Origin of the sequence: Nocardia sp. SSK8, assembly GCF_037034205.1 — a bacterium.
In the GTDB taxonomy this organism is placed as follows: domain Bacteria; phylum Actinomycetota; class Actinomycetes; order Mycobacteriales; family Mycobacteriaceae; genus Nocardia.
Map to the genome: position 1 here is coordinate 719,251 of NZ_JBAGKD010000001.1, position 26,153 is coordinate 745,403.

Below are 26,153 nucleotides of genomic sequence, written 5' to 3' on the forward strand. Positions count from 1 at the left end.
ATCCTGAACCGGGGCGGGATCGCTCCGGCCGATATCGGATGCGAGGTCCCGTGCGCCGCTGCTCGATCGCCCTGCTACCCCTTGTCCTGCTGGGCATTCTGCTCGCCCCCGCCGCGCACGCGCGCCCCGCGTACGACGGTTTCCTCGATCTCCCGGCGCTCAACGCCGACGGCGAATTCGGCGGCGGCCTGCACCCGGCGCTGCCACTGTCCCAGGAACCGCTGCGCGCCGCGCTCGACGAGGCCAGAGCCGCCGGGATCGCGCCTGCCCGCTACGCGACCCTGCTGCACCAGTACTGGCTGGTGGTCGCCACCGACAACGCCGCCATCGATCTCGCGGCCTGGGCGCCCTACCGGGGCGTCGCCGCCGGTACCGCGACCTTCACCCAGGTGTATGTGAACTACTTCCGCCTCGCCGCCGCGCGCCCCGACTTCTACTGGGCGGGGCTGGCAGGCATCGCGGGCGGCTCGTTCGCCTCGGGCTTCTTCGACGTCGGCGATATCGGCGGGGTGCTCTCGGTGGCGGGCATCCACGAACTCGGCACCGCGGTCTCGGAGGTGCTGCGCGCGGTCCCGCCCGAACTCCTGGCCGAGGTGCCCGCCGACATCACCGGCCTGGCCCGGCTCGGCCCGCGCCTGACCGCCGCGGACCTGGCCTGGTACCAGACCCGGCTGATGATCATGCAGAAACACATCTTCACCGACCTGGTGCCGGTGCACGAGGCCTATCTCGCCGAGGGGATGGCAGGGATCGACGAGATGCGCGCGGCGGGCCTGCTCGACGACGGCATGCGGCTGGCCTGGGCCGGGATCGACGGCGGCACCACCGCCGGGCGCACCGACGCCCTGATCCGGATGACCGATCGCGAACAGAACCACATCGTCGCCGACCAGTGGGACGTCACCGCCGCGGGCCGCGACGGCCTGGGCCGGGTGCTCACCTACGTCACCACCATCGCGGGCAAACCGGCGGTGCCCGGCACCCGCGCGCCGGGGGTGTACGCGCCGGTCACGGTGGGCGCGCCCGGCAGCACACTCGCGCTGCGCATGCCGTTGCCCGCCTTCGACTGGGCCGACCGCGCCGACCGCTGGGCCTACATCACCGCCGACCTGGTACCCCGCCACCTCGACCTGGTCGCCGACCCGGCGCGGGCGGGCGCGGTGTACCGCGAGCCCTTCGCGGTCAAGCTCGATCGCGGCCGGATGATCGCCCGGTTACCGGACATCATCGCGGACTTGACCACGCAGTGGCAGCTCGTGCGGTCCTGACCGGTATTCTGTCAAGTGCCATGGAGTGCGCCTCGACGAAGGAACCCTCGGATGCATTGCCCCTACTGCCGACACCCTGACTCGCGCGTCGTCGACTCGCGGGAAGTCGAGGAGGGCACGGCCATCCGCCGACGGCGATCCTGCCCGACCTGTGGCCGCCGGTTCACCACCGTCGAGACCGCGATCCTGTCGGTGGTCAAGCGCAGTGGCGTCACCGAGCCGTTCAGCCGGGAGAAGGTCATCGTCGGCGTCCGGCGTGCCTGCCAGGGCCGCGAGGTCGACGACGACGCGCTCAACCTGCTGGCCCAGCAGGTCGAGGACGCGGTGCGCGCCAAGGGATCTCCCGAGGTCCCCAGCCACGAGGTCGGCCTGGCCATCCTCGGCCCGCTGCGCGATCTGGACGAGGTGGCCTATCTGCGGTTCGCCTCGGTGTACCGATCCTTCACCAGCGCCGAGGATTTCGAGCGCGAGATCACCGAGATGCGGGCCGCCCGGGCCGCGGCCGCGGTGGCCGCCGCCGACTGACCCGCCCTCAGCGCCGGATCGCGCCGATGGCCTTCTCGATCCGCTTGGCCGATACCGGATACGGGGTGCCCAGCTTCTGCGCGAACAGGCTGACCCGCAGTTCCTCGATCATCCACCAGATCTCGGTGACATCGCGCGCGTGCTTGCGGTTGTCCGGCAGGCTCCGCACCAGCTTGTCGTAGGCGGCCAGCATCCGGTCCACCTCGGCCATGCCCTGCCGGTCGCGCACGGCCGAACCTGGCAGTGATTCCAGCCGCTGGGCCGCGGCCAGCAGATAGCGCGGGAGTTCGCGCAGCCGCGCCTGGCCCCATTCGGCGACGAAGCCGGGGAACAGCAGGTCGTCGAGCTGGTGCCGGACGTCCTCGGCGATATCGGTCTCGGTGGTCTCGGCCAGCGCGGCGCGGGCCTGGTGCGCCGCCGACAGCACCGGCGCGACCGCGCGGATCAGCGCGCCGACCGCCCCGGCGAGCTGCGGGCGCACCGCGGCCACCAGCGTGTCGAACTCCTCGGGGCTGCGCACGGGACCGCCCGCCTTCGCGATCAGCTCGTCGGCGGCGGCGATCCGGCAGTCCTCCACGAGCTTGTCCAGGGATCCGTCCGGATTCTGGCTCAGCGCCAGCCGGTCCGCCGCGGGCAGACCCGAGGTGACGGCGCGGGTGGAGGTGGGAATCGCGGCCAGCAGCAGGGTGCGCACGCCCGCGCGCATGGCCGCGGCCTGCTCGCCGGGTGAACTGAGCACCCGCACCGCCACGCCCTCGCCCTCGGGAACCAGCGCGGGGTACCCGGTGACCGTCTGCCCGGCCACCTCGCGGCGCACCGTGGGTGCCACCGAACCGAGCGACTCGGAGGTCCACACCGTGGCGGGTGCGCGTTCGGCCCCCGCGGTGGCCTTGGCGACCGAGGCCGAAACCTGGTCGGCCAGCCGCGCTTTCAGCTGGGCGAGATTCTTGCTCTTGGCCAGCACCCGGCCCTGCCGGTCGACCGCGGCGAAGGTCATCCGCAGGTGATCGGGCAGGGCGGTGGGGGCGAGGTCCTCGGCGGTGATGGTGACCGAACCCAGCCGCGACAGCTCCCGGGACAGGCCCGTGCGCAAGGGTTCGGCGCGCGGGGTCAGCCCGCGCAGGGCCGCCGCGGCGAAGTCCGGGGCGGGCACGACCGCGCGGCGCAGGGTCTTCGGCAGGGTCTTGATGAAGGCGGCGGCCAGTTCCTCGCGCAGGCCGGGCACCAGCCAGTCGAAGCCGACCGCGCGCACATGGGCGAGCTGTTCGACCGGGATGCGCACGGTCACGCCGTCGTCGTCCTGGCCAGGCTCGAACTGGTAGGTCAGCGGGAAACTGAGCTCGCCCTGGCGCCAGGCATCGGGGAAATCGGTCGGATCCAGCGCGGCGGCACCGGCATTGGTCACCGTCTCCGCCGAGAAGTCCAGCAGGGCCGGGTCCTCGCGTTCGGCCTTGCGCCACCAGCTGTCGAAGTGGCGCACCGAGACGATGTCGGCGGGGATGCGCTGGTCGTAGAACTCGAAGAGCACCTCGTCGTCGACGAGGATGTCGCGGCGGCGGGCGCGGTGCTCGAGATCGGCGACGTCGTCGATCAGCGCGCGGTTGCGGGCGAAGAAGCCGTGCCGGGTCTGCCATTCGCCCTGTACCAGCGCGTGGCGCACGAACAGTTCCCGGGACAGTTCGGGGTCGATGCGCCCGTAGTCGACGGGACGGCCGGTCACCAGCGGCACGCCGTAGAGGGTGGCCCGTTCGTAGGCGCGCGCCGCGCCACGCTTGGCCGACCAATGCGGTTCGGAGTAGGTGCGCTTCACCAGATCACCGGCGAGCCGCTCGGCCCACTCGGGTTCCACCTTGGCGGTGATCCGGCCCCACAGCCGCGAGGTCTCGACCAGCTCGGCGGCCATCACCCAGCGCGGCGGCTTCTTGGCCAGCGAGGAGCCGGGGAAGATCATGAATTTGGCATTGCGTGCGCCGAGGAACTCCCGCGACTCCGCCTCGCGCACACCGACATGCGAGAGCATGCCCGCCAGCAGCGCCTGATGGATCTGCGCGGCGGGCCACGGCATCGCCGCCTCGGCCGCGTCCTGCGCTGGCGGTGCCTGGCCGGCCTGCCCTGGTCCGCGCTGTGGCCGGTCGCTGCCACGCCGTCGGCGCGAGCCCGGTCCCTGCTCGCCGCCGGTGGGCGCGTGTCCTGCGCTGGTGGGGATCTCGCCCGGGTGTGTCTGTGCCCGTTCCGGACTGCGTTCACCGCGACCGCGTCGTCCACGCGCGGATGCCGTCCCGGACGCGTCACCGCTCGGTGTCGGCCCGGCATCCGGGCCGCGTTCGGGGGCGCCCCGTTCCCGGCCACGACGCCCGGTGCCGGACTCCTCGCCGGAGTCGCGCCGGGCCGCGTCGTTCCAGCCCAGCCCACGGGTGATGGTGCGCAACTGGCCGTGCAGGTCCTGCCATTCGCGGATGCGCAGATAGTGCAGGAACTCGTCGCGGCACATACGGCGGAACTGGTTGGACGACAAGGATTTACGCTGCTCGGTGAGGTAGTCCCACAGGCGCAGATAGGCCAGGAAGTCCGAGCCGTCGACGGTGAAGCGGGCGTGCTGGGTATCGGCGGCTTGCTGGTGCTCGACCGGCCGCTCCCGCACGTCCTGGATGGACAGCGCGGCCACGATCACCAGCACCTCGTCCAGGCAGCCGTTGCGGTGCGCCTCCACCAGCATCCGGGCCATGCGCGGGTCCACCGGCAGCTGCGCCATCTCGCGGCCGATCGGGGTGAGCGTGAGGTGCCCACCCGAATGCGCCTCGCCGTCCACGGCTTTCGCGCTGCCGTGTGCCAGCGCGCCGAGCTCTTCGAGCAGCGCGATGCCGTCGCGGATGGCGCGGCGGTCCGGGGCCTCGACGAACGGGAAGCTCTCGATGTCGCCCAGCCCCAGCGCTGTCATCTGCAGGATGACCGCGGCCAGATTGGTGCGCAGGATCTCCGGCTCGGTGAACGCGGGCCGCGATTCGAAATCGTCCTCGGAGTACAGCCGGATGGCGATGCCGTCGGCGACGCGACCACAGCGACCCGAACGCTGCCGCGCCGAGGCCTGCGAGACCGGTTCGATCGGCAGCCGCTGCACCTTGGTGCGCATCGAGTACCGCGAGATGCGGGCGGTGCCCGGATCGACGACGTAGCGGATGCCCGGCACGGTCAGCGAGGTCTCGGCGACATTGGTCGCCAGCACCACCCGGCGCCCGGTGTGCGGGGTGAACACTTTGTGCTGTTCGGCGGCCGAGAGCCGCGCGTAGAGCGGCACCACCTCGGTGCGCGGCAGGCGCAGATCGCGCAGCGCGTCGGCGGTGTCGCGGATCTCGCGCTCGCCGGACAGGAACACCAGTACGTCACCGTCGCCCTCGGCGAACAGTTCGGTGACCGCGTCGGCGATGGCGTCGGTGGGATCGCGGTCCACCACGCGGGTGTCCTCGTCGTCCTCGATGCCCGGCAGTTCCAGCGACAGCGGGCGATAGCGCAGCTCCACCGGATAGGACCGGCCCGAGACCTCCACGATCGGCGCGGGCGTGCCCTGCGCGTCGGCGAAGTGCCGGGCGAACAGCTCGGGGTCGATGGTGGCCGAGGTGATGATCACCTTGAGATCGGGCCGCTTGGGCAGCAGCTGCTTCAGGTAGCCGAGCAGGAAGTCGATATTGAGGCTGCGCTCGTGCGCCTCGTCGATGATGATCGTGTCGTAGCGGCGCAGCAGCCGGTCGCGCTGGATCTCGGCGAGCAGGATGCCGTCGGTCATCAGTTTGACCAGCGTGCGATCGGAGGCCTGATCGGTGAACCGGACCGTGTAGCCCACCACATCACCCAGCTCGGTGCCGAGCTCCTCGGCGATCCGCTCGGCGACCGTGCGCGCGGCCAGGCGGCGCGGCTGGGTGTGCCCGATGGTGCCGCGGATGCCGCGCCCCAGCTCCAGACAGATCTTCGGGATCTGGGTGGTCTTGCCGGAGCCCGTCTCACCGGCGACGATCACCACCTGGTGCGCGGCGATGGCGGCGGCGATGTCGTCGCGGCGCGCGGAGACCGGCAGTTGCTCGGGGTAGGTGATCGGCGGGACCGCCGCGCGGCGGGTGGCCACGCGGGTCTCGGCGGCGGCGATCTCGGCCTCGAGGGCGGGCAGGTTCTCGGGGCGCGTCCGGTCGAGCTTGCGCTGGAGCCGGTGTTCGTCGCGCAGCGAGACCTCCGCCAGGCGGGTGCGCAGCGCGCGGGTACCGGTGCTAGCTGTCCTGGTCATTGCATCTGTCAGCCTAGCGAAGGCCGCCAGCGGTTTTCCGTCGCGTCGCTCCCTGGCCGCACCGGCGAGACCAACGACACACCACGGCGAGGACCCGGTGCGCACGGTGTGCCGCGACGCGTGGCGTGCCGCGGCGCGATGTGGGCGCTCCGGCGGTCCGCGCGTGCGACGATCCGGGGATGAACGCAGCGGCGGGCACGGCGTGGTGGATCAGGGCGTACCGGATCGGGTTCGCGGTGCTGGGCGCGGTGGCGCTGCTGTGGATCCCGCTGCGCAACCTCGACTCCCCGGCCTTCTCGCTCACCAACTTCCTGAGCTACTTCACCATCGAGTCCAATATCCTGGCCGTGGTCGTGCTGGCCATCGGTGGGGTGCTCGCGCCGCAGGGGCCGCGCTGGCAGACCTTCCGCGGCGCGGTGACGCTGTACATGCTGATCACGATGGTGGTCTACGCGGTGCTGCTGGCCAAGGTCGACGTGATGCTCACCGATCGGTGGATCAACGACGTGCTGCACCGCGTCCTGCCGCTGGTGCTGCTGCTGGACTGGCTGCTGGTCGCGATGCCAGCGCGGCTGCGCACCGGGCCGGGGCTGATCGCGCAGTGGCTGGCGTTTCCGCTGGTCTACGGGATCTACACGCTGATCCGCGGACCGATCGTGGACTGGTATCCCTACCCGTTCATCGACCCGCGCGCGCAGGGCTATGTCTCGCTGACGATCGGGCTGGTGGTGCTGACCGTGGTGTTCGCGGTGCTGGCGGTAGCCATGGCGTCGCTGGGGGATCTGCCCGCGCGGTGGCGCGAGCGGTCCGCGGACTGAGACGCCCGCGCGGGTCCGCGCGCGCCGGGGCCCGGGTTCGGGTAAGTGTGGAGCCATGAATGCGCTCTGGCATGGATTCGCCGATATGGGTGCCGTCGACCGCGACGGCGCGTTCGTCGTGGCCCGGGGTGACGGCGCCTACGTCTACGACACCGCGGGCAACCGCTACCTCGACGCCACCGCGGGTCTGTGGTTCGCCAATGTCGGGCACGGTCGCGCCGAGATCGCCGACGCGGTCGCCGCGCAGTTGCGCACCATCGCCCACTACTCCAATTTCGGTGACCTCACCGAACCGCCGGTGCAGGAACTGGCCGAGCGGCTGTCGGCCATCGCGCCGGTGCCCGGCAGCAAGATCTTCTTCACCTCCGGCGGTTCGGACTCGGTGGAGACCGCCGCCAAACTGGCCCGCCGCTACTGGTTCGAACAGGGCCGCCCCGGCAAGAAGATCCTGGTCGGCCGTCGGCTGGCCTACCACGGCATGCACTACGCGAGCACCGCGCTCGGCGGGCTGGCGCCCAATCTCGAGGGCTACGGCACCCTGGTCGCCGACACCCGCACCGTCGAGTGGAACGACGCGAAGGCCCTGCTCGCGCTGATCGAGGAGCTCGGCGCCGAACAGATCGCCGCGTTCTTCTGCGAACCGATCATCGGCGCGGGCGGGGTGTACCTGCCGCCGGAGGGCTATCTGGCCGAGGTGCGCCAGATCTGCCGCGATCACGACATCCTCTTCGTCGCCGACGAGGTCGTCACCGGTTTCGGCCGGATCGGCGGCTCCTGGTTCGCCTCCACCCGCTTCGACCTGCGCCCGGACCTGATGACCACCGCCAAGGGCCTGACCTCCGGTTACCTGCCCATGGGTGCGGTCTTCATCGCCCCGCACCTGGCCGAACCGTTCTTCGCCGGTGGGGTCTGGTTCCGCCACGGCTACACCTACGGCGGGCACGCGGGCGCCGCCGCGGCGGCCCTGGCCAACCTGGCCATCATCGAACGCGAAGGGCTCATCGAAGAGGCGGCCCGCCTCGAGCAGACCCTGCACACCACCCTGGCCCCGCTGGCCGAGCATCCCCGCGTCGCCGAGATCCGCAGCGGCCTCGGCGCGGTCGCCGCCGTCCAGCTCGCCGACCCCGGCGAAGCGCCCGGCTTCGTCAAAGATCTGCGTGCCCAGGGCATCTCCGGTCGTGCCGCAGGCGGCGGCGCGCTGCAGATCTCGCCGTCCTTCGTCATGACCGACGCCCAAGTCGCCGACCTGGCCGCCGGTTTCGCCCGCGCCCTGGGCTGACCCCACGACGCCGGACACCCCTCCGCAGCCGTTTCACTCGAGCTCCAGCGTGTAGAACCGGCTGAACGGGTCGGGGAGGTACTCCGCGAACGGCCCGCACTCGGTGAAGCCGTGGCGGCGGTAGAGCCGTCGCGCGGGCGCGAAGAACTCGCCCGACCCGGTCTCCAGACTCAGCCGCCGGTAGCCGCGCTGCCGTGCCGTCCCGACGAGATGGGCCAGGACCGCCGCCCCCACCCCACGCCCGGTGTACCCGTCCGCGGTCCGCATGGACTTGATCTCGCCGTGCGCCGGATCGATCTCGCGCAGTGCGCCACAGCCCACCAGGTCCGTACCCGACCACGCGCTCCACACGGTCACTGTCGGATCCCGCAGCGCGCTCAGGTCGAGGGCGTGCATGCCGCAGGCGGGGGAGTTGTCCGCCAGCTGGGCGCGATGCCGGGTCAGCAGTGCGGTGATCGCGGGGCCGGTCAGGTCGTCGGCGATGATGCGCCAGGGCGCCGTCGCCGGTCCGGGGCGGGAGTCGGTCATCTGATCATGGTGCCGGTCGAACAGCATTGCCGCAGGTCGGGTTCGGCGGGAAACGGCAGCGGGGCAGCGCCGTCGGTGCGAGCATGGTGGGGCGGGTGTCGACTCGAAGGTGGTGGGGTGTGGCCGAATTCGTGCAGGACAGCGGGGCGTTACGGTGGGCGGTGGTGGCCGCGTTCGTGCTCGCCGGGGTGATCGTGGCGGGGCGGCTGGCGCGGCCACGGCCCGGGCAGCGGGTCGACGCGGGCGCCGACGGCGCGCATCTGCTGATGTGCCTGGTGATGCTGGCGATGCTGGTCTTCCCGGTGGCCAGCGATCCGCACGCGATGCGCGGCATCCTGATCGCCCTGACGGTCACCTTCGCGATGCTGTTCGGGGAGCGGCTGTTCCGGTGGCGCACCGGCGCGCTGCCCGGCGCCGAGGACCTGTTCGCGCTCGGCTACCACACCGTCGCGGCGGCGGCCATGCTCTACGCCATGAGCGGGCACGGCGCCGGACACGGTGCGGGCGCGCCCGCGTGGCCCGCGCTCGGGCTGGCCGCGCTGTTCGTCCTCGACGCGCTGGTGGTGCTCGGCACCACCGGTCACCGCTCGCCCCGGTTGCGCGTGCTGCATCCACCGGGCGCCCATCCGCTGACCTCGGCGCTGGTTCCCCATCTGGTGATGGATCTGGGCACCGCGTTCATGCTGATCGCCGCGATCGGGCGGTGAATACCGATCCACAACTGCTCGGGCTGCGAATTGCCGTTGTGCGGACAGGAATTCGACGATGAATGGACAGCGTGGTCCCGAAAAGGCGCGGCGTGGGGTACCGGCCGCCGCTCCCGAAATCCTGTCCGGTGCCGAGGATCGCGAGGCGGTGCGCGAGCTCTACCGCACCACCGGCGCCGCGGCCTACGGGCTCGCCCTGCGCGTGCTGCATCGCCGGGGCCTCGCGGAAGAGGTTGTCCGCGAAGGATTCCGGCGGGTGCGGGCGACCCCACTGATCACCGCCGAGGACGACGAATTACCGGAACCGCCGCCCGCCGAACCGCCCGGGCCACCGCTGCCCGATCTCGGAACACCCTGGGGCCGTTCGGCATTCGTCGCCACCCGGCCCGACACCCATGACCTGGACCGGCCCAGCTACGACCTGGCCTTCGGCCGCGGCGTCGTCTACGGCCGCGACGGCGACCACCTCCCCGACTACACCGGTGCCGACCTCGCACCCCCCGACTTCGAGCCCACCCTCTTCGGCCCCGAACAGACCTGGCTGCTGGCCCAGGTCCACCGCCTGGCCGTGCAGCGCCTGCGCCTGGACCGCCACGACGGCGAGGACATGCCGTGGCTGGCGGTCTCGGCCCGGCTCGGCTTCGACGACCCGCTCGACAGCCACTGCGAGGTGTTCGTCCTGGCCTACTACGGCGGCCGCACCTACCGGGCTATCGGCCGCGAACTCGGCCTGCGCGTGCCGATGGTCACCCGGCTGCTGGCCGAGGGCATCGAACGCCTCGCCGAACAGCGCCTGGCCCGCTGCGGTACCCGCCCGCCCTGGTGCCCGCCCGGCTCGGTGCTGACCCTGGCCGACGCCTACGCCCTCGACGCCGTCGCCGAACTCGAACACCACCACATCGAGAACAAACTGGCCGCCACCGCCCCGCACAGCCTGTCGATGTTCGCCGACCGGGTCCGTGCCGTGCACGACGTGCTCGCCCGCCTCGCCGACGACGACCAGCGCCCGCCTCCACGCCAGCTGGAGGCCAAGATCCTCGCCGATGTCGGTGCCACCCCGGCGCGGCGCGGCCACTGGACCGCCCGGCCCCCGTGGCTGCGCCGCTTCGGCGGGACCTCCGGCTAGAGCACCATGACGTGGTCTTCGGAGACCCGCCCGCCCAGGCGCACCCAGCCGTCGGAATCCCAGGCGGTGTAGAGCTGGGAACCCAGCCCCTGGGTGAGCACCAGCCCGCGCCGCAGCTGCGCGGTGAGCGCGACGGCCGCGGCACCGGTGGCCTCGTCCTCGGCGATCCCCATGGCGGGGGCGAACATCCGGGCGCGGATCGCGCCGCGCGGTTCGTCGGTCCACACCCAGTAGTAGTGCTGGCCGCTCGTGATGTCATCGGGGCGTAGCAGCGCCAGCTCGTCGAGCGAATCCAGCTGGTGGAAGGTGAATTCCGGGGTCCATTCGGCGCGGGCGGTGACCCAGGTGAGGCCCTCGGTGCGGCTCACGGCCACCGGCCCGGCGCTCACCTGCAGGGTGTGGACGGGGATGCCCTGCTCGGCCAGCCACCACGCGGTCCCCACGGTGGGATGCCCCGCGAACGGCAATTCCCTGGTGGGAGTGAAGATCCGGACGGCCGCGACGCCGTCGACGGGATCCTCGTAGACGGTGGTCTCGCTGTAGCCCAGCCGGGCGGCCAGCTCCTGTTTGTCGAGGGCGACGACATCGCCCGCCCGGGCGATGCCCAGCGCGTTGCCGAGATGACCGGCGGGATCGGTGAACACTCGGACGACCTCGACCTGGATGTCCGGGGCATCGGGCACATCATGTGCGTTCATGCGCGCGAGCCTACCGGCGTGCTCACGGCCACCGGGCCAACCGCGACGGCGGTCGTGTCCCGGGCGAACGACCGGGGCCCACCAGCGCCGCTGCGCCGATGGGCCCCGATTGTCCGGTGGCTCAGACCGCGGCGCCCGCCAGCGCCTCGGTCGACACCACGGCCTGGCCGACCCCGGCGACGATCGCCGCGGCCCGCAGCGACTCGAAGATCACCTCGCGTGAGACACCGGCCTCGCGCAGGGTCTTCTCGTGCGCCTCGAGGCAGTGCGCGCAGCCGTTGATCGAGGACACCGCGAACGACCACAGCTCGAAATCGGCCTTGTCGACACCGGGGTTGCCGATGATGTTCATCCGCAGGCCCGCGCGCAGATCGTCGTAGCGGCCCTCCAGGAAGGCCTTGCCACGGTAGAACACGTTATTCATGCCCATGATCGACGCGGCGCCGAGCGCGGCCTCGTAGGCCTCCGCCGACAGCGTGTCGGCGGCTTCCTCGGCGATCTCGCGCAGCGTGGTGGCCGAGCGGGTCGCGGCGGCCGAGGCCAGCAGGGTGCCCCACAGCTGCTGCTCGGTCAGCACCGTGGTGCGCGCGAGCGAGGACAGGTTGAGCTTGAGGTCCTTGGCGTACTCGGGAAGGGAGTTCTTCAGGTTCTCGATGCTCATGACAGTGGGGCTCCTCTGGGGTGAATCGGTGGGGAAGGGGTGGATCAGACGCTGGCGGAGAGCAGTTCGCCCGCGTTGATGGTCGGATCGCCCTTCTTCCAGTTGCAGGCGCACAGCTCGTCGGACTGCAGGGCGTCGAGCACGCGCAGCACCTCGTCGACATTGCGGCCGACCGAACCGGCGGTCACGGAGACGAACTGGACCTCGTTGTTCGGGTCGACGATGAAGGTCGCGCGGTCGGCGACACCGTCGGCGTTGAGCACACCGGTCGCGGCGGCCAGCTCGCGCTTGAGGTCGGACAGGATCGGGAAGGGGAGGGTCTTGAGATCCTCGTGCTGGGCACGCCACTGGAAGTGCACGAACTCGTTGTCGACCGAGGCGCCGAGGACCTGCGCGTCACGGTCGGCGAACTCCTCGTTCAGCTTGCCGAACGCGGCGATCTCGGTGGGGCACACGAAGGTGAAGTCCTTGGGCCAGAAGAACACGATGCGCCACTTGCCCGCGTGGTCGTCGCTGGTGATCTGGGTGAAGTAATCGTCGGGCTGCTGCGCGTCGACCTTCGACAGGTCACCTCCGATGACGGCCTTGAGGTTGTATGCCGGGAACTGGTCGCCGATGGTCAGCAGAGCCATGCTCATCTCCTCATTCGTGGTGTGGTTGGGGCCAGCGTACTAAAAGGTAAAGCCGATTGCTTGTCGTACACTGATAGGCGTGACTGATCAGACTTATCAGCCAACCCTGTCGCAGCTGCGTGCGTTCGTCGCCATCGCCGAATATCGGCATTTCGGCACCGCCGCAGCGCGTTTGACTGTGAGCCAACCCACGTTATCGCAGGCCCTGGCATCGCTGGAAAACGGGCTGGGACTGCAGCTGATCGAGCGCAGCACCCGCCGGGTGCTGGTCACCGCCGCCGGGATGCGGCTGCTCCCGCAGGCGCGCGCGACCCTCGAGGCGGCCGACCGTTTCGTCGCCTCGGCGGCCGGGGACGGGCTCGGCGGTGTGCTGCGGCTGGGCATCATCCCGACTGTCGCGCCGTACGTGCTGCCGGACCTGTTACCCGAGCTGCGCCGCAAACTCCCCAACTTGGTGCCGCAGGTGGTCGAGGATCAGACCGCCCGGCTGCTGGACGGCCTGCGCACCGGCGTGCTCGACGTCGCGCTGCTCGCGCTGCCCACCGAGGCGCCGGGGCTGGTGGAGATCCCGCTCTATACCGAGGAGTTCGTGCTGGTCACCCCGCGCGGGCACGAACTGGCCGGGCGCACCGACCTGGCCGCGCCGGTGCTGGCCGAGATACCGCTGCTGCTGCTCGACGAGGGACACTGCCTGCGCGATCAGACCCTCGAACTGTGCCGCAGCGCCGAGGTGCATCCCGGCGCGGTCGGTGACACCCGCGCCGCCTCGCTGACCACGGTGGTGCAGTGTGTCGCAGGTGGACTCGGAGTAACACTCATTCCGGAGATGGCCGTGGCCGCCGAGACCGCGCGCGGCACCCTCGAGGTGGCCCGCTTCGCCGCGCCCGCCCCGGGCCGCACGATCGGCCTGGCCTTCCGGGCGTCCTCGGCCCGCGCCGACGATTACGAGTACCTCGCCGCGGTGATCCGCTCCAAGCGTCCGTTCTGATCTCATCTGTTCGGGCGACGCGCTTGCCGTCCAACGGTGCTGTTCTGGATGAGGTGACGATCCCGCCACCACAGTCCTAAGGAATGGCAATGATCAACAACAAGATTCGCTCCACCATCGCGGTGTTTGCTTGTGCGCCGTTGATCGCTCTCGGTGCCGGCGTAGCCGGTGCAGCACCCGCGGCGGACCCCGCCCCCGTCCCCGTCGCACCGGTGCCCGTGGAAGTGCAGCCCGTCGTGCTGTCGCCGTTCATCACGATTCCCGGCGCACTGCTGACCTGTGTTCCGATTCTCGTGACTCTGCCCATTCTGTACCCGGTGTGCGTGGTCTGACCGCGCGCATGATCGAGCCCAGGAATGACCGAGGCACTCCCGCACTCCGGTGCGAGAGTGCCCCGATTGTGTCAGTGCGGCGATGGCTGGTCCTCGCCGCCGCGCTCGCCCTGGCGTGGGCGAGCTTCGGGACCGCGCACGCGCAGGCCCCGGTGGCCCTCGGTGGTGGATCGGGCATCGTCTTCGACGACGGCTCGGTATGCACACTCACCACCATCGGCTACGACGGCGCGGGTCAGCTGGTCGGATTCACCGCCGGGCACTGCGCCGCGGCCGGTGCCGGTGTCGCCGCGGAAGCGGAGCAGGACGCGGGCACCGTCGGCAGCGTCGCGTTCGTCAACGACCAGCTCGATTACGCGGTGATCAGCTTCGACGCGGGCCGGGTGAACCCGGTGAACCACGTCGGCGCCACCACGATCACCGGCGTCGGCCTGCCCGCCGAGTTCCCGGCGATCGCGTGCAAGGAGGGCCGGACCACCGGCCAGACCTGCGGGCTGGTCTACGGTGACGTCTTCGGCGGTGCGACCTGGACGCTGAGCCAGATCTGCGTGATCGTGGGTGACTCCGGCGGGCCGGTCGTGGTGGGTTCGACCCTGGTTGCCATCGTCAACGGCTATATCGCGGTGCCTTGCCTAGGACCGCAGGTCGGCGCCAACTTCACCCGCATTCTCGACGACGTGGCCGCGCGCGGCGGTCCCGGAGTGGGATTCCAGCCGATCTGACGCCAGGTCGGCCGAACCGCTATTGCGCGGAGATCGCGCTGGTCAACAGCAAGCGGACCAACTCGGCCTGCCGGTGCGTCCTGGTCTTGGCGAAGATGTGCTGCAGGTGGGTGCGGGCGGTGAACAACGAGACCGAGAGCTGATCGGCGACCGCGGGTAAGCCGTCGCCGCGCAGCACCCCCATCGCGACCATGGTCTCGGCGTCGGTCAGGCCGTACAGGTCGTGCAGCGCGGTCGGCTCCGGCTCCGGATCGTGTTCCGGGTCCACCACCAGCAGCAGCACCGCGCGCTGCCACGGTCCCTCCTTGCGCACGCCGTCGAGCGGGGTGACCCGCACGATCAGCGGCCTGCCGCCGGAGGCGCGCGGCAGCGCGATATTGCCGCTGCTGCGCTGCGGTCCGGACGCCTGGCGGATGAGTTCGCACAGCGAGGCGGGCGCGGCCGAGGCGGTGGCGCGCAGCTTGCCGCTCGCGTCGACGGTGAGGCCGTCGGCCTGGCGGGTGATCTCCTCGGCCATGGCGTTGGCGAAGACCAGCGCCGCGTCGGCGGTGACGATCATGATCCCGTATTTCGCCTTCTCCAGCGTGGCCAGCGCGAAATCGCGGTCGCGGGACAGTTCCACCAGCCGCGAGCGGGTGTGCAGCGCGCCGCGCAGGTGCGGAACCAGCACCCCGAGCAGGGTGCGCGCCGCCGATTCACCGGTGAGGGCCGCGCGGTCGGGCATGGTCAGGCAGATCCAGGACGTGGGTTCGTCGTCGGTGAGGCGGGAGATGAAACAGTCGCCCAGCCCGGCGGGGGCGAGCGGTTTGTCCGGGACCAGACCCCGCTCGCCGGGGGCGAACAGTTCCTCGCCGGTCGCGGTGGCGCCCGGGGGCAGGGTGTGCACGCGCGCGGAGAGGGCGTCGAGCCGGGTGGCGCCACGACCGGTCCCCGCGGTGATCACCGAGGTCTCGCCGGTGGCGGCCTCGGCGAGGACGAGCTGGGTGCGCACCGCGCCGAAGGTATCGGTGATCTCGGCGACCACCGCCTCCCAGCGGTCCGGGTCGTCGCCCGCGGTGTAGATCGCCGCGATCAAGGTCGAGAATCGTTGTAGCGCAATCGCCATGATGGCCCTTCCTCGGTGTCGCCAGCCGAGTTGTTCCAACCCCCGAATCCTAGTCGATCTTCGCCGACCGCGAAATGCTCCCCGGGCTGCTCGGCTGCTATTTTGAACATCGTTCAATTCTGGTGTGAAGGATGTTCGCGGTGCCCGAAGTCGACAATTCCCCGAAGTCAGCGGTGCGTTTCACCGCCAGGGACCTGGCCCAGATCGCGGTGTTCGCGGGGCTCATCGCCGCCCTGGGCCTGCCGGGGGCGATCACCGTCGGCTTCAGCGGGGTGCCGATCACGCTGCAGACGCTCGGGGTGATCCTCACCGGCGCGGTGCTCGGTGCGCGCAAGGGCACCGCGGCGGTGCTGGTGTTCATCGCGCTGACGATGATCGGCCTGCCGCTGCTCTCGGGCGGACGCACCGGGCTGACCGCGCTGGCCTCGCCGACCGCGGGCTATTTGCTCGGCTGGATCCCGGCCACGCTGGTGATCGGCTGGCTGACCGGCAGGATCCTGCCCAAGTACCCGATCGCGCTCGGCCTGCTGATCAACGCGCTCGGCGGGGTGGTGATCATCTACCTGTTCGGCACCGCCGGACTGCTCGTGCGCACCGATCTGGGCCTGTGGGCGGCCGTCTCCACCAACTTCGCGTTCATCCCCGGTGATCTGGCCAAGGTCGTCGTCGCCACCGTCGTGGCCAAGGGCGTGCACCGTGCCTACCCGGGGCTGATCCATGCCTGAGCGCGCGGTGCGGCCGCGCGGGTGCGCGCGGTGAGCGAGATCGTCGTCGCCGGGGTGGGCCACCACTTCGGCGACCGGACGGTGCTGCGCGAGATCGACCTGCGCATCACCGAGCGCCGGGTCGGGTTCATCGGCGCCAACGGGTCGGGCAAGTCCACCCTGGCCCGGATGCTCAACGGACTGTTGAAGCCCGCGACCGGCACCGTCACCGTCGACGGGATCGACGCCGCCCGCAAGGGCGCGCAGGTGCGGCGCAAGGTCGGCTTCGTGTTCACCGATCCCGATACCCAGATCGTGATGCCGACCGTCGCCGAGGACCTCGCCTTCTCGCTGCGGCGCAGTGGCCTCGGCAAGGCCGAGATCGCCGCGAGAGTGCGGGGGATGCTCGAGCGTTTCGGGCTCGCCGGGCACGCCGATCACCCCGCGCATCTGCTCTCGGGTGGGCAGAAGCAGCTGCTCGCGCTGGGTTCGGCGCTGATCCGCGAACCCGAGGTGATCGTTGCCGACGAACCGACCACGCTGCTGGATCTGCGCAACGCCCGGCTGGTGTCGCGGGCGCTGAACTCCCTGGATCAGCAGGTGATCGTGGTGACCCATCAGCTCGGTCTGCTCGACGGCTTCGACCGGGTGGTGGTGCTCGACGAGGGCCGGGTGGTCTTCGACGGCGCCCCGGCGGCGGCGGTCGGCGCCTACCGCGACCTGATCGAATGATCGGGCTCTACATCTCGGGCGACTCGCTGCTGCACCGGCTGCCCGCGGGCGCGAAGCTGGCGCTGCTGGTGGTCGCGATCGTCGCGATGACGGTGTTCGTGCGCACCGCGCTCGGCATCGCGATCGTCGCGGTGCTGGTGGCCGGGTTGTTCGCGCTCGCGCGCATCTCCTGGCGGGTGGCGCTGGCCCAGCTGCGCCCGGTGCTGTGGATGACGGTGCTCATCGCGGTCTTCCAGCTGCTCACCACCTCGGTGGAGCGGGCGGTGGTGGTCTGCGGTGTGCTCGTGGTGTCGGTGGCGCTCGCGGCTCTGGTGACCGTGACGACCCGGGTCACCGCCATGCTCGACGCGCTCACCCGCGCGCTCGGCCCGCTGCGCCGCGTCGGCGTCGACCCGGAGCGGGTCGGTGTGCTGCTCGCCCTGGCGATCCGGTGCGTTCCGCTGCTGGCCGGAATCGTGCACGACGTCGCCCAGGCGCGGCGGGCCCGCGGGGTCTCCTGGTCGGCGACCGCGCTGGTCACGCCGGTGCTGGTGCGGGCCTTGCGGACCGCCGACGCGATGGGGGAGGCCCTCGCGGCGCGCGGTGTCGACGACGAATGAGCGCCGCGCGCTTGCCATTAATAGACGACCGGTCGTATAGTTCGACGCATGGCACGACCCCGGCGCAGTGACGACACCCGAGCGCTCCTCATCGAGGAGGGCGCGGCGGGTCTGCTCACCAACGGCTATCACGGCACCGGCATCAAGCAGGTGCTCGACAAGGTCGGCGTGCCCAAGGGCTCGTTCTACAACTACTTCGACAGCAAGGAGAGCTTCGCGCAGGCGGTGATCGAGCACCACTCACTGTGCGTGCAGCGCGATCTGGCCGCCGCCTTCGCCGCTGACCCCGATCCGCTCGGTGGCCTGCGCGTCTTCTTCGCCACGCTCACCGCGGATTTCGTGGTCGCCGACTACACCGGCGGCTGCCTGATCGCCAATCTCGGCGGCGAGCTGGAGGGCAGCGAGGTGCTGCGCGAAGCGCTCTCGGCGGCCTGGGCGGCCTGGCGCGACGGTGTCGCCGAGGCGCTGCGCGCCGCGCAGGAGCAGGGCACCGTGCGCGCCGACATCGACGCCGTCGACCTGGCCGACCTCCTGCTCGAGTCCTGGGAGGGCGCGGTGATCCGGATGAAGATCGACCGCACCGTCGACCCGCTGGACAAGTGCCTGCGCCGACTCCTGGACGATTACTTCCGCCCCTGATCAACCTTGTCTCGTACCTGGTCGTTTCCGCATCCCCATTCCAAGACGACCGGTCGTACCGAAGACCGTCATCGTGACCGGCGGTTCCAGCGGCATCGGCCGCGATGTCGCCCGGGCCCTCCTCGCCCGCGGCGACAATGTCGTGCTCGGCGGGCGCGACCCGGACAAGCTCGCGGAGGTCGCCGCGGAGCTGGGCGCGCCCGCCCGGGTGGCCACTGTCGCGGGTGACATCGGTTCGCCCGCAACGGGTTCGGCCTACGTGCGCGCGGCGCTCGAGCGTTTCGGCCGGGTCGATGTCCTGATCAACAGCGCGGGCGTGTTCGGCGCGACGCCGTTCGTCGACGTCACCGAGGCCGAACTCGACCGCTACCTCGGCGGCAACCTCAAGGGCACCTATCTCACGACGCAGGCCGTGGTCCGCCAGCTCCTCGCCCAGGGGGCGGGCGGCAGCGTCGTCAATATCGGCACCGTCCTGATCGACCACGCCCGCACCGGTCTGCCCGCCTCGGCCGCGCTGGTCAGCAAGGGCGGCGTGCACGCGCTCACCACCAGCCTGGCCGCCGAACTCGCCCCGGCCCGCATCCGGGTCAATGCCGTGGCGCCCGGCGTCATCCGCACCCCGCTGTTCGGCGACGGCGACGTGCGCGCCGCCGCCGATCTGGCCCTGCTGGCGCGCATCGGCGAGGTCGCCGACACCACGGCCGGGGTGCTGTACCTGGTCGACGCCGAGTTCGTCACCGGCCACATCCTCCCCGTCGACGGCGGGTTCATCACAGGTAGAGCGGCGTAGAAAGGACAACACCATGCCGTACGTCAACATCAAGGTCACCGACGAAATGGTCACCACCGAGCAGAAGAGCCAGCTCATCCGGGGCGTCACCGCACTGCTCCAGGAAGTGCTCGACAAGGATCCCGACAGCACCTTCGTCGTGATCGACGAAGTGCCACTGACGGATTGGGGTGTGGGCGGGGTGAACGTGGCCGAGTATCGCGCGCGCCGCGCCGCGCTCGGCTGAACCCTCCGGCCGCGAGCCGGGTGTGGGTATCCGCACCCGGCTCGTCGCCGTCGGGGTCAGACGAGCCTGTCGAAGGACACCGAGGCGTCCAGCGCGAACCAGCCCATCGGGATCCGTCGGCCACGGGCCACGAAATAACTCGGGCCCAGCCACAGATCGGGCTCGATCTCGCGCAGCTCGTCGTAGATCCGGCGGGCGGGGCGACGCGACCCCACGCGGGGATCGTCGTAGTCGAACAGCACCGCCGCCCGGCCGTCGAGCACCGAATCACCCACCGTCGCCACGAAATTCAGCGCGCGCACGCCGCCGAGAAAACGGAAGACATTGTGCCCCACCGCGGTGCCGTCGCCCAGGTGCCGCAGCGATTTCGCCACCCAGAAGTACGACGGCCGGGCCATCAGCGGACCCAGGACGCGCTCGGCGGCGCCGGGGAACGACCGCATCGACACATCGCCGTCCAGGCGCGCGAAGTCGGCGGCCGAGGTCGCGGGGGCCCGGTCGAACAGCGCGCGGAACGTCGCGACGCCCGCCGCGGACAGCCGGTCCAGGCGGGGACGCTGATCGGACGGGCGGCGCACCGGCATCAGACCGGCGGCGGACAACGGTGTCGGTGGCATGGACGACTCGATTCTGCTCGAAGCTGCGCTGTGCCCCTCGCATGGTGCCAACATTCGGTGCCCGGCGGCACCGGATTCGAGCGGACCGTCCCGGACGACGGCGAAGGCGGTGACTCGGAGTGTCCGGATCACCGCCTTCGGTGTCGTCGTGCGCTCAGCGGCGCAGGGCGTACGGCTCGATCGCGCCGCGCTCGAGTGCCCGCGCGTCGATGGTCTCGGCGCGGTAGGGGAGCAGGGCCAGGCGGTCGGTCATGCCGCGTACCGGGTCGTCGATCTTCTCGTTCAGGCCGAACAGGAAGGTCCACTCGTGCTCGTCGCTGCCGTAGGGAACCACGGTGGCGAACTGCTCGTGGAACCGGCCCCACGACCGCTTCAGGGTCTCGTTGCGCCACATGGTCGCGCACCCGGCCTGGGCCGACAGCACGCCGCCGGGTGCCAGCAGGGCCTTACATCGGGACAGGAACTCCGCCTCGTAGAGGCGGTTGTGCTGGGCGTCCTCGACCCGCTCGTCGGGCAGATCGATGACGATCACGTCGTAGCGGGTGCCCGCCTCCTGGGCCTTGGCCAGGAAGTCCCAGCCGTCGGCGTAGTGCACATGCACCGGGCCCTCGCCCGCGACGGCCGCGGCCAGCTCCTCGGGGGTGTACCCGTAGGGCAGATGCCGCGCGCACAGCTCGACCTCGCGCTGGTCGATGTCGACGTGATCGACCAGGCTCGCCCCGGCCGCCACCGACATCTGCGAGGCCACGCCCTCTCCGGAACCGATGATCAGCACCCGGTCCAGCTTCTCGGCCAGCACGAACGCCGGGACCATCATGGCCTCGTGGTAGGTGAGCTGGGAGAACTCGGTGGACTGGCGGTCGTCGTCGGAGAACAGGGAGATGCCCTGATCGGTGCGCGCGATCACCATGTGCTGGAACGGGGTGTTCGTGTCCACGATCACCTCGTGCAGATCCCAGATCCGGGTCAGGCCGTCGCCCACCGGTTCGTAGATCTTCTCGGCACCGTGGCCGCGCTGGACGACCTTCATCCGAACATCCTTGGGAGACAGCTTGTCTCGCAGGAGTTCCACCGCCTTCGTCGCGCCCGCGCCGATGCTGCCGCAGGTGAAGACGTCGACGAAGATGTCGCCGGACTCCGGATAGGTGTGAATCGAGGCGTGGGACTCCGACAACAGGGCGAGGACGGTCACCCCCTGCGGATCGAACTTTTTGTGAACGACCTCGCAGATGGTGACGCCCGCCGCGATCAGGGACTCACGCAACGCCGATTCGAGTCGTTCGAGATCGTCACACAGGTCTGTGTCGACACCACCGAACTCGGCCAGCACATGCCAGCCGGTGAATTCCGCCGTCATGGCAAACTCACTCTCGCTCAGCGCCCGAGACATGAACGGTCAAGGGCGGAAAACCATTGAAGGACACCGACGAATAACTCGCGGTATAGGCGCCGGTGTCGAGAATCTGGATCTGATCACCGGCTCGCAACGTGGTCGGCAGAAGGACCTTCGTGCGTTGATACAGTACATCGTCGCCGTCGCAGGTCGGACCGGCGACCACCGCCTCCGACACCGGATCGCCGTCGCGATCGGTGACGAAGCGATAGGCGATGTACTCGTTCTCCGTCTCGGCCATACCGTTGTAGCGGCCGATGTCGAGATACACCCAGCGCCGCCCGTCCGGCGCGAACCGCACGCCGACCACCTCGGCGTGGATCGTGCCCGCGTCGCCCACCAGCGCCCGGCCGGGTTCGACGATCAGGGCGGTCCCCGCGGGCAGGAACTCGGCGGCGGCCGCGCTCATCGCGGCCGTGATCGCGGGCAGCTCCGGCGCCGCGTCGGCATACGAGATCGGCAGTCCGCCACCGACATTCACTGCCGAGACGGTGATGCCCTTGTCCGCCAGCGCGCTCACGATCTGCCCGGCCTGCTCGATCCCGATCCGCCAGGCGGCCGGATCGAGCTGCTGGGAACCGACGTGGAAGTACGGGCCGCCGACGGTCAGGCCCAGATCGCGGGCGCGTACCAGCAGGCGCAGCGCCTCGGCGGGCGCGCAGCCGAACTTGGTGCCGAACGGGGTGCGCGACTGCGGCGCCGAGGACAGGAACCGGCACTCGACCTCCGTGCCGGGGGCGTGCTCGGCGATGCGCGCGAGATCGTCCTCGGTGTCGAAGGCGTAGCGGCGCACGCCCAGCGCGAAGGCGCGCGCGATATGGGCGCTCTTCTTGATCGGATTGCCGTAGCACAGCGTCGCCGCGTCGATCCCCAGCCGCAGGCACTGCTCGATCTCGCCGATGCTGGCGACATCGAACTCCGCGCCCTCGGCCGCGAGCAGGGTGAGCAGCTCGTCGACCGGTGCCGCCTTCACCGCGTACCTGATCCGGGTGCCCGGTGTCGCCAGTGCGGCGTCGAGGGCTCGGTAGTTGGCACGTACCCGGTCGGGGTAGATGACAAGGTACGGGGATTCGGGCATTGTTGAACTTTCGGTCGGCGGCCGGGAGAGAGTATCAGCGGCGCCTACCCAAAAACGAATCCGTCAAACATTCGTCATACGGGCCATGCCGAACCGGTATGACTCAGCCCGCCGCCACTGTGACCTCGTCGAACACGACCTCGCCCGCGGCATCGGACTCCTCGAGATCCACGATCGCCGTCAGCGCCCAGCCGTGGTCGCCCGCCGGGTCGTCGAGCACCTGGCGCACGTGCCAGAACCCGGGCCGCCGCTCCACCTGGAACAGCTGCGGACCGCGCGCGTCGGGGCCGGTGCCCAGGGTCTCGTACTCGTCGAAATAGGGGGCGAAATCCTCGGCCCAGTCGGGTCCGGGGCTCAGCTCGCCGAGGTCGTACCAGCGCTGCCGGGCCGCCAGCTCGACCCGGCGGAACATCGCGTTGCGGACCATCACCCGGAAGGCGCGTTCGTTGGCCGTGATCGGGCGCACCGCCTCGGCGCCGAAGGCGACCTGTTCGGTATCGGTCTCCGCGCCCGGGTTGGTGAGCTGTTCCCATTCGTCGAGCAGGCTCGAGTCCACCTGGCGGATGAGCTCGCCGAGCCACTCGACCAGGTCGTCGAGTTCCTCGGTGCGGGCGGCCTCGGGCACGGTGCGCCGCAGCGCGCGGTAGGCGTCGGCCAGGTAGCGCAGTACCACGCCCTCCGAGCGGGCCAGCTCGTAGAACGAGATCAGCTCGGCGAAGGTCATCGCGCGGTCGATCATGTCGCGCACCACCGATTTCGGCGCGGGCGCGAACTCCGAGACCCACGGGTGGCCCGCGCGATAGGTCTCGAAGGCGGGCTCGATCAGCTCGGCCAGCGGCTTGGGCCAGGTGACCTCCTCGAGCAGCTCCATGCGCTCCTCGTACTCGATGCCGTCGGCCTTCATCTCGGCCACCGCGGCACCGCGCGCCTTGTGCTGCTGGGCCATCAGCAACTGGCGCGGGTCCTCCAGGGTCGCCTCGATCAGCGAGACGACATCGAGGGTGTAGGTGGGACTTTCGCGATCGAGCAGCTCGAAGGCGGCCAGCGCGAACGGTGACAGCGGCTGGTCGAGCGCGAAGTCGCGTTGCAGGTCGACGGTGAGCCGGGCCATCCGGCCCTGCGCGTCGGGTTCGGCGAGCTGTTGCACCACACCGGCATCACGCAACGCGCGGTAGAGCCGGATGGCGCGCAGGATGTGCCTGCGCTGGGCCGGACGCGGCTCGTGGTTGTCCTCGAGCAGGTGGCGCATGGCGTCGAAGCAGTTGCCCGGGCGGGCGATCACATTGAGCAGCAGCGAATTCGTCACGGTGAAGCGCGAGACCATCGGCTCGGGCTGTGCGGCCACCAGCCGGTCGAAGGTCTCCTCGCTCCACGACACGAAACCCTCGGGGGGCTTCCGGCGCTGGACCTTGCGCTGCTTCTTGGGGTCGTCACCCGCCTTGGCGAGCAGGCGCGCGTTCTCCACCTCGTGCTCGGGAGCCTGCACCACCACCGTGCCCATGGTGTCGAACCCGGCGCGTCCGGCGCGTCCGGCGATCTGGTGGAACTCGCGGGCCTTGAGCCTGCGGGTGCGGACACCGTCGTATTTGGTGAGTCCGGTCAGCAGCACGGTGCGGATGGGGACATTGATGCCGACGCCGAGGGTGTCGGTGCCGCACACCACCTTGAGCAGCCCGTCCTGGGCCAGCTTCTCCACCAGCCTGCGATATTTGGGCAGCATGCCCGCGTGGTGCACGCCGATGCCGTGGCGGATCAGCCGCGAGAGCGTCTTGCCGAAGCCCGCCGCGAAGCGGAACTCGCCGATGGCCGCGGCGATCGCGTCCTTCTCGGCGCGGGAGGCGAAGTTCACACTGGTCAGCGCCTGGGCGCGTTCGAGCGCGGCGGCCTGGGTGAAGTGCACGACGTACACCGGCGCCTGATGGGTGGTGACCAGCTCTTCGAGGGTCTCGGTGATGGGGGTGCGCACGTAGGAGAACGTCAGCGGGACCGGGCGCTCGGTGCCCGCGACGACCGTGGTGGCGCGACCGGTGCGGCGCTCGAGATCGGTGGCGAAGAAATCGACCTCGCCCAGCGTCGCCGACATCAGCAGGAACTGCGCGCGCGGCAGCTCGATGATCGGTACCTGCCAGGCCCAGCCACGATCGGGGTCGGCGTAGAAATGGAACTCGTCCATCACCACCTGGCCCACCTCGGCGGCCGCGCCCTCCCGCAGCGCCAGATTGGCCAGGATCTCGGCGGTCGCGCAGATGATCGGGGCGTCGGCGTTGACCGCCGCGTCGCCGGTGACCATGCCGACGTTCTCCGCGCCGAACACCTCGCACAGCGCGAAGAACTTCTCGCTGACCAGCGCCTTGATCGGCGCCGTGTAGTAGCTGCGCTGCCCGTTGGCCATGGCGAACAGGTGCGCGCCGACCGCGACGAGCGATTTGCCCGACCCGGTCGGCGTCGCCAGGATGACGTTGGACCCCGAGGCCAGCTCCATCAGCGCCTCGTCCTGCGCCGGATACAGGGTGGTGCCCTGCTCGTCGGCCCACATCGCGAACGACTCGTAGAGCGCGTCGGCGTCGGTCCCGGGAATGTCGAGCAGGTCGGTCAGATCCACTCCGACCACCCTAGTGGGTCGGGTGCTCAGTCCTTGCCGTCGGCGGCGGTGTCGCCGTAACCACCCTGTTCGGCCAGGAAACGCTCGAATTCGGCGCCCAGCTCGTCACCGCTGGGCAGCTCGCCGTCCCCGGCCAGCAGACTCGACTGACCCTCCTGCGCGGTCACGAAGCTGTCGTACTGGCGTTCCAGCGCGTGGACCACGGTCTCGACCTCCTCGTTGCCCGCGATGTGCTCGGCGACCTGCTCGCGCACCCGCGCGGCGGCCTCGCCCAGCGCGGCCAGCGGCAGTTCCAGTCCGGCGTTCTCGGCGACGTTCTCCAGCAGCGTCTGCGCGGCCTCGGGGTAGTCGGTCTGGGCCAGGTAGTGCGGCACGTGCACCGAGAACCCGACCGACTCGTGCCCGTGCTGGGCCATCCGGAACTCGAGCAGCGAGGACGCGCTGCCCGGCACCTGCAGCTCACCGGGCCAGCGCTGGTGCTCGCCGATCAGCGACCGGTCCGAGGAATGCGCGGTCACGCCCAGCGGACGGGTGTGCGGAATGGCCATCGGGATGGCCGACAGGCCGATCGTGCGGCGCACGCCGAGCTGTTCGGCCAGCAGCCGCACCGCGGTGGTGAATTTCTCCCAGCGCAGGTCCGGCTCCAGGCCCGACAGCAGCAGGAACGGGGTGCCCGCGGTGTCGCGCAGCGCCCACAGGTTCAGTTCCGGCTCGGCGTAGTCGGAGAAGTGATCGGTCTTGAACGTCATCAGCGGACGACGCGAGCGGTAGTCGAGCAGCTCGTCGACGTCGAACGAGGCGACGAGCTCGGATTCCAGACTCTCGCGCAGATGGGTGGTCGCCAGGCGGACGGCGTGACCGGCGTCGGTGAAGCCCTCGAGGCCGTGCACCAGTACCGGGCCCGCACCGTCGTCCGAGGACAGCTGCGGCGCCGGGAACTCCAGCTCGTACATGTGCGACTGGTCATCCATCGCGGTTCTCCTTCCTGCGCGGTCCACCAACGCTCGCGGCGGGGGAGGCGTTCTCCATTGTCCCCCATACGAGCACTCGCCCCGCACACGGCCGGAGGACGGCTCGTCTGCGTGGCACAACAGCGCGCGGCGCCGCGGCA

General features: G+C 70.5%; 26 protein-coding genes. 15 read left to right on the plus strand and 11 right to left on the minus strand.

Translation table 11 applies throughout. The features are described from left to right. Positions 1–38 precede the first annotated feature (38 nt). Positions 39–1,268, plus strand: a complete 1,230-nt coding sequence (locus tag WA675_RS03230; RefSeq protein WP_336081708.1) for a hypothetical protein — start codon at positions 39–41, stop codon at positions 1,266–1,268. 51 nt (positions 1,269–1,319) lie between these two features. Next, positions 1,320–1,793 (plus strand): transcriptional regulator NrdR, encoded by a 474-nt coding sequence (gene nrdR, locus WA675_RS03235; protein ID WP_336081710.1) that lies wholly within the window; start codon positions 1,320–1,322, stop codon positions 1,791–1,793. A gap of 7 nt (positions 1,794–1,800) precedes the next feature. On the opposite strand, the gene hrpA is transcribed toward nrdR, so the two are convergent. Continuing rightward, positions 1,801–6,066 (minus strand): ATP-dependent RNA helicase HrpA, encoded by a 4,266-nt coding sequence (hrpA, locus tag WA675_RS03240; RefSeq protein ID WP_336081712.1) that lies wholly within the window; start codon positions 6,064–6,066, stop codon positions 1,801–1,803. Between the two features lie 179 nt (positions 6,067–6,245). Between hrpA and WA675_RS03245 the strand changes: the two genes are divergently transcribed. Together WA675_RS03245 and WA675_RS03250 are read left to right on the plus strand one after the other, a co-directional pair. Further along, the gene (locus WA675_RS03245) at positions 6,246–6,884 is read left to right on the plus strand and encodes a Pr6Pr family membrane protein (protein WP_336081714.1); all 639 of its coding nucleotides are present in this window, start codon (positions 6,246–6,248) and stop codon (positions 6,882–6,884) included. A gap of 55 nt (positions 6,885–6,939) precedes the next feature. Continuing rightward, the gene (locus tag WA675_RS03250; protein WP_336081716.1) at positions 6,940–8,163 is read left to right on the plus strand and encodes an aminotransferase family protein; all 1,224 of its coding nucleotides are present in this window, start codon (positions 6,940–6,942) and stop codon (positions 8,161–8,163) included. Between the two features lie 33 nt (positions 8,164–8,196). Here the strand turns inward: WA675_RS03250 and WA675_RS03255 are convergent, their stop codons facing one another. Further along, positions 8,197–8,691: a GNAT family N-acetyltransferase gene (locus WA675_RS03255; RefSeq protein ID WP_336081718.1), complete on the minus strand. Its 495-nt coding sequence runs from the start codon at positions 8,689–8,691 to the stop codon at positions 8,197–8,199. A gap of 119 nt (positions 8,692–8,810) precedes the next feature. Here WA675_RS03255 and WA675_RS03260 point away from each other — a divergent pair, with 119 nt between their 5' ends. Both WA675_RS03260 and WA675_RS03265 read left to right on the plus strand, forming a co-directional pair. After that, positions 8,811–9,398 (plus strand): DUF5134 domain-containing protein, encoded by a 588-nt coding sequence (locus WA675_RS03260; protein ID WP_336081720.1) that lies wholly within the window; start codon positions 8,811–8,813, stop codon positions 9,396–9,398. A gap of 58 nt (positions 9,399–9,456) precedes the next feature. After that, the gene (locus WA675_RS03265; protein WP_336081722.1) at positions 9,457–10,524 is read left to right on the plus strand and encodes an RskA family anti-sigma factor; all 1,068 of its coding nucleotides are present in this window, start codon (positions 9,457–9,459) and stop codon (positions 10,522–10,524) included. Here the strand turns inward: WA675_RS03265 and WA675_RS03270 are convergent. The 3 genes from WA675_RS03270 to WA675_RS03280 form a co-directional block, all read right to left on the minus strand. Continuing rightward, positions 10,521–11,222, minus strand: coding sequence for a PhzF family phenazine biosynthesis protein (locus WA675_RS03270; RefSeq protein ID WP_336081724.1), 702 nt, complete (start codon positions 11,220–11,222; stop codon positions 10,521–10,523). The genes WA675_RS03265 and WA675_RS03270 overlap by 4 nt on opposite strands. A gap of 121 nt (positions 11,223–11,343) precedes the next feature. Next, positions 11,344–11,883, minus strand: coding sequence for a carboxymuconolactone decarboxylase family protein (locus WA675_RS03275; protein ID WP_336081726.1), 540 nt, complete (start codon positions 11,881–11,883; stop codon positions 11,344–11,346). A gap of 44 nt (positions 11,884–11,927) precedes the next feature. Beyond that, positions 11,928–12,515, minus strand: coding sequence for a peroxiredoxin (locus WA675_RS03280; RefSeq protein WP_019048020.1), 588 nt, complete (start codon positions 12,513–12,515; stop codon positions 11,928–11,930). Positions 12,516–12,594: 79 nt separating this feature from the next. Between WA675_RS03280 and WA675_RS03285 the strand changes: the two genes are divergently transcribed. From WA675_RS03285 to WA675_RS03295, 3 genes are all read left to right on the plus strand, one after another. Beyond that, the gene (locus tag WA675_RS03285) at positions 12,595–13,503 is read left to right on the plus strand and encodes a hydrogen peroxide-inducible genes activator (protein WP_336081729.1); all 909 of its coding nucleotides are present in this window, start codon (positions 12,595–12,597) and stop codon (positions 13,501–13,503) included. 89 nt (positions 13,504–13,592) lie between these two features. Further along, complete coding sequence (locus tag WA675_RS03290; RefSeq protein ID WP_278264009.1) at positions 13,593–13,835, plus strand: hypothetical protein; 243 nt, start codon at positions 13,593–13,595, stop codon at positions 13,833–13,835. A 68-nt stretch (positions 13,836–13,903) separates the two neighbouring features. After that, a complete protein-coding gene (locus WA675_RS03295; RefSeq protein ID WP_442945541.1) occupies positions 13,904–14,557 on the plus strand; it encodes a serine protease in 654 nt (217 codons plus the stop codon). A 19-nt stretch (positions 14,558–14,576) separates the two neighbouring features. On the opposite strand, the gene WA675_RS03300 is transcribed toward WA675_RS03295, so the two are convergent. Next, complete coding sequence (locus WA675_RS03300) at positions 14,577–15,662, minus strand: helix-turn-helix transcriptional regulator (RefSeq protein ID WP_336081732.1); 1,086 nt, start codon at positions 15,660–15,662, stop codon at positions 14,577–14,579. A 131-nt stretch (positions 15,663–15,793) separates the two neighbouring features. Between WA675_RS03300 and WA675_RS03305 the strand changes: the two genes are divergently transcribed. The 6 genes from WA675_RS03305 (at position 15,794) to WA675_RS03330 (ending at position 19,352) form a co-directional block, all read left to right on the plus strand. Beyond that, complete coding sequence (locus WA675_RS03305) at positions 15,794–16,387, plus strand: biotin transporter BioY (protein ID WP_336081734.1); 594 nt, start codon at positions 15,794–15,796, stop codon at positions 16,385–16,387. Positions 16,388–16,417: 30 nt separating this feature from the next. Beyond that, positions 16,418–17,098, plus strand: coding sequence for an energy-coupling factor ABC transporter ATP-binding protein (locus WA675_RS03310; RefSeq protein ID WP_336081736.1), 681 nt, complete (start codon positions 16,418–16,420; stop codon positions 17,096–17,098). Then, positions 17,095–17,697: an energy-coupling factor transporter transmembrane component T family protein gene (locus tag WA675_RS03315; RefSeq protein ID WP_336081738.1), complete on the plus strand. Its 603-nt coding sequence runs from the start codon at positions 17,095–17,097 to the stop codon at positions 17,695–17,697. Before WA675_RS03310 ends, WA675_RS03315 begins: the two co-directional genes overlap by 4 nt. Before the next feature lie 48 nt (positions 17,698–17,745). Beyond that, positions 17,746–18,336 (plus strand): TetR/AcrR family transcriptional regulator, encoded by a 591-nt coding sequence (locus WA675_RS03320; RefSeq protein WP_336081740.1) that lies wholly within the window; start codon positions 17,746–17,748, stop codon positions 18,334–18,336. Between the two features lie 73 nt (positions 18,337–18,409). Beyond that, positions 18,410–19,126, plus strand: a complete 717-nt coding sequence (locus WA675_RS03325) for an SDR family NAD(P)-dependent oxidoreductase (RefSeq protein WP_336081741.1) — start codon at positions 18,410–18,412, stop codon at positions 19,124–19,126. Positions 19,127–19,139: 13 nt separating this feature from the next. After that, positions 19,140–19,352 (plus strand): tautomerase family protein, encoded by a 213-nt coding sequence (locus WA675_RS03330; protein WP_336081743.1) that lies wholly within the window; start codon positions 19,140–19,142, stop codon positions 19,350–19,352. A 56-nt stretch (positions 19,353–19,408) separates the two neighbouring features. On the opposite strand, the gene WA675_RS03335 is transcribed toward WA675_RS03330, so the two are convergent. The 5 genes from WA675_RS03335 to WA675_RS03355 form a co-directional block, all read right to left on the minus strand. Further along, on the minus strand, positions 19,409–19,969 hold the full coding sequence (locus tag WA675_RS03335; RefSeq protein ID WP_336081745.1) for a hypothetical protein: 561 nt from the start codon (positions 19,967–19,969) through the stop codon (positions 19,409–19,411). Between the two features lie 154 nt (positions 19,970–20,123). Beyond that, positions 20,124–21,326, minus strand: a complete 1,203-nt coding sequence (gene speD, locus WA675_RS03340) for an adenosylmethionine decarboxylase (RefSeq protein WP_336081746.1) — start codon at positions 21,324–21,326, stop codon at positions 20,124–20,126. 7 nt (positions 21,327–21,333) lie between these two features. Then, positions 21,334–22,440, minus strand: a complete 1,107-nt coding sequence (locus WA675_RS03345; RefSeq protein ID WP_336081747.1) for a type III PLP-dependent enzyme — start codon at positions 22,438–22,440, stop codon at positions 21,334–21,336. Between the two features lie 103 nt (positions 22,441–22,543). Then, positions 22,544–25,042, minus strand: a complete 2,499-nt coding sequence (locus WA675_RS03350) for a DEAD/DEAH box helicase (RefSeq protein ID WP_336081749.1) — start codon at positions 25,040–25,042, stop codon at positions 22,544–22,546. Between the two features lie 26 nt (positions 25,043–25,068). Continuing rightward, on the minus strand, positions 25,069–26,013 hold the full coding sequence (locus WA675_RS03355) for a proteasome assembly chaperone family protein (protein ID WP_336081751.1): 945 nt from the start codon (positions 26,011–26,013) through the stop codon (positions 25,069–25,071). Positions 26,014–26,153: the final 140 nt, after the last annotated feature.

What these genes read in the sequence shown, in the direction of transcription:
- WA675_RS03230 (WP_336081708.1), top strand. Translation starts at nt 39, where the DNA reads ATGCGAGGTCCCGTGCGCCGCTGCTCGATCGCCCTGCTACCCCTTGTC.
- nrdR (WP_336081710.1), top strand. Translation starts at nt 1,320, where the DNA reads ATGCATTGCCCCTACTGCCGACACCCTGACTCGCGCGTCGTCGACTCG.
- hrpA (WP_336081712.1), bottom strand. Translation starts at nt 6,066, where the DNA reads ATGACCAGGACAGCTAGCACCGGTACCCGCGCGCTGCGCACCCGCCTG.
- WA675_RS03245 (WP_336081714.1), top strand. Translation starts at nt 6,246, where the DNA reads ATGAACGCAGCGGCGGGCACGGCGTGGTGGATCAGGGCGTACCGGATC.
- WA675_RS03250 (WP_336081716.1), top strand. Translation starts at nt 6,940, where the DNA reads ATGAATGCGCTCTGGCATGGATTCGCCGATATGGGTGCCGTCGACCGC.
- WA675_RS03255 (WP_336081718.1), bottom strand. Translation starts at nt 8,691, where the DNA reads ATGACCGACTCCCGCCCCGGACCGGCGACGGCGCCCTGGCGCATCATC.
- WA675_RS03265 (WP_336081722.1), top strand. Translation starts at nt 9,457, where the DNA reads ATGAATGGACAGCGTGGTCCCGAAAAGGCGCGGCGTGGGGTACCGGCC.
- WA675_RS03270 (WP_336081724.1), bottom strand. Translation starts at nt 11,222, where the DNA reads ATGAACGCACATGATGTGCCCGATGCCCCGGACATCCAGGTCGAGGTC.
- WA675_RS03275 (WP_336081726.1), bottom strand. Translation starts at nt 11,883, where the DNA reads ATGAGCATCGAGAACCTGAAGAACTCCCTTCCCGAGTACGCCAAGGAC.
- WA675_RS03280 (WP_019048020.1), bottom strand. Translation starts at nt 12,515, where the DNA reads ATGGCTCTGCTGACCATCGGCGACCAGTTCCCGGCATACAACCTCAAG.
- WA675_RS03290 (WP_278264009.1), top strand. Translation starts at nt 13,593, where the DNA reads ATGATCAACAACAAGATTCGCTCCACCATCGCGGTGTTTGCTTGTGCG.
- WA675_RS03300 (WP_336081732.1), bottom strand. Translation starts at nt 15,662, where the DNA reads ATGGCGATTGCGCTACAACGATTCTCGACCTTGATCGCGGCGATCTAC.
- WA675_RS03305 (WP_336081734.1), top strand. Translation starts at nt 15,794, where the DNA reads ATGTTCGCGGTGCCCGAAGTCGACAATTCCCCGAAGTCAGCGGTGCGT.
- WA675_RS03315 (WP_336081738.1), top strand. Translation starts at nt 17,095, where the DNA reads ATGATCGGGCTCTACATCTCGGGCGACTCGCTGCTGCACCGGCTGCCC.
- WA675_RS03320 (WP_336081740.1), top strand. Translation starts at nt 17,746, where the DNA reads ATGGCACGACCCCGGCGCAGTGACGACACCCGAGCGCTCCTCATCGAG.
- WA675_RS03330 (WP_336081743.1), top strand. Translation starts at nt 19,140, where the DNA reads ATGCCGTACGTCAACATCAAGGTCACCGACGAAATGGTCACCACCGAG.
- WA675_RS03335 (WP_336081745.1), bottom strand. Translation starts at nt 19,969, where the DNA reads ATGCCACCGACACCGTTGTCCGCCGCCGGTCTGATGCCGGTGCGCCGC.
- speD (WP_336081746.1), bottom strand. Translation starts at nt 21,326, where the DNA reads ATGACGGCGGAATTCACCGGCTGGCATGTGCTGGCCGAGTTCGGTGGT.
- WA675_RS03345 (WP_336081747.1), bottom strand. Translation starts at nt 22,440, where the DNA reads ATGCCCGAATCCCCGTACCTTGTCATCTACCCCGACCGGGTACGTGCC.
- WA675_RS03355 (WP_336081751.1), bottom strand. Translation starts at nt 26,013, where the DNA reads ATGGATGACCAGTCGCACATGTACGAGCTGGAGTTCCCGGCGCCGCAG.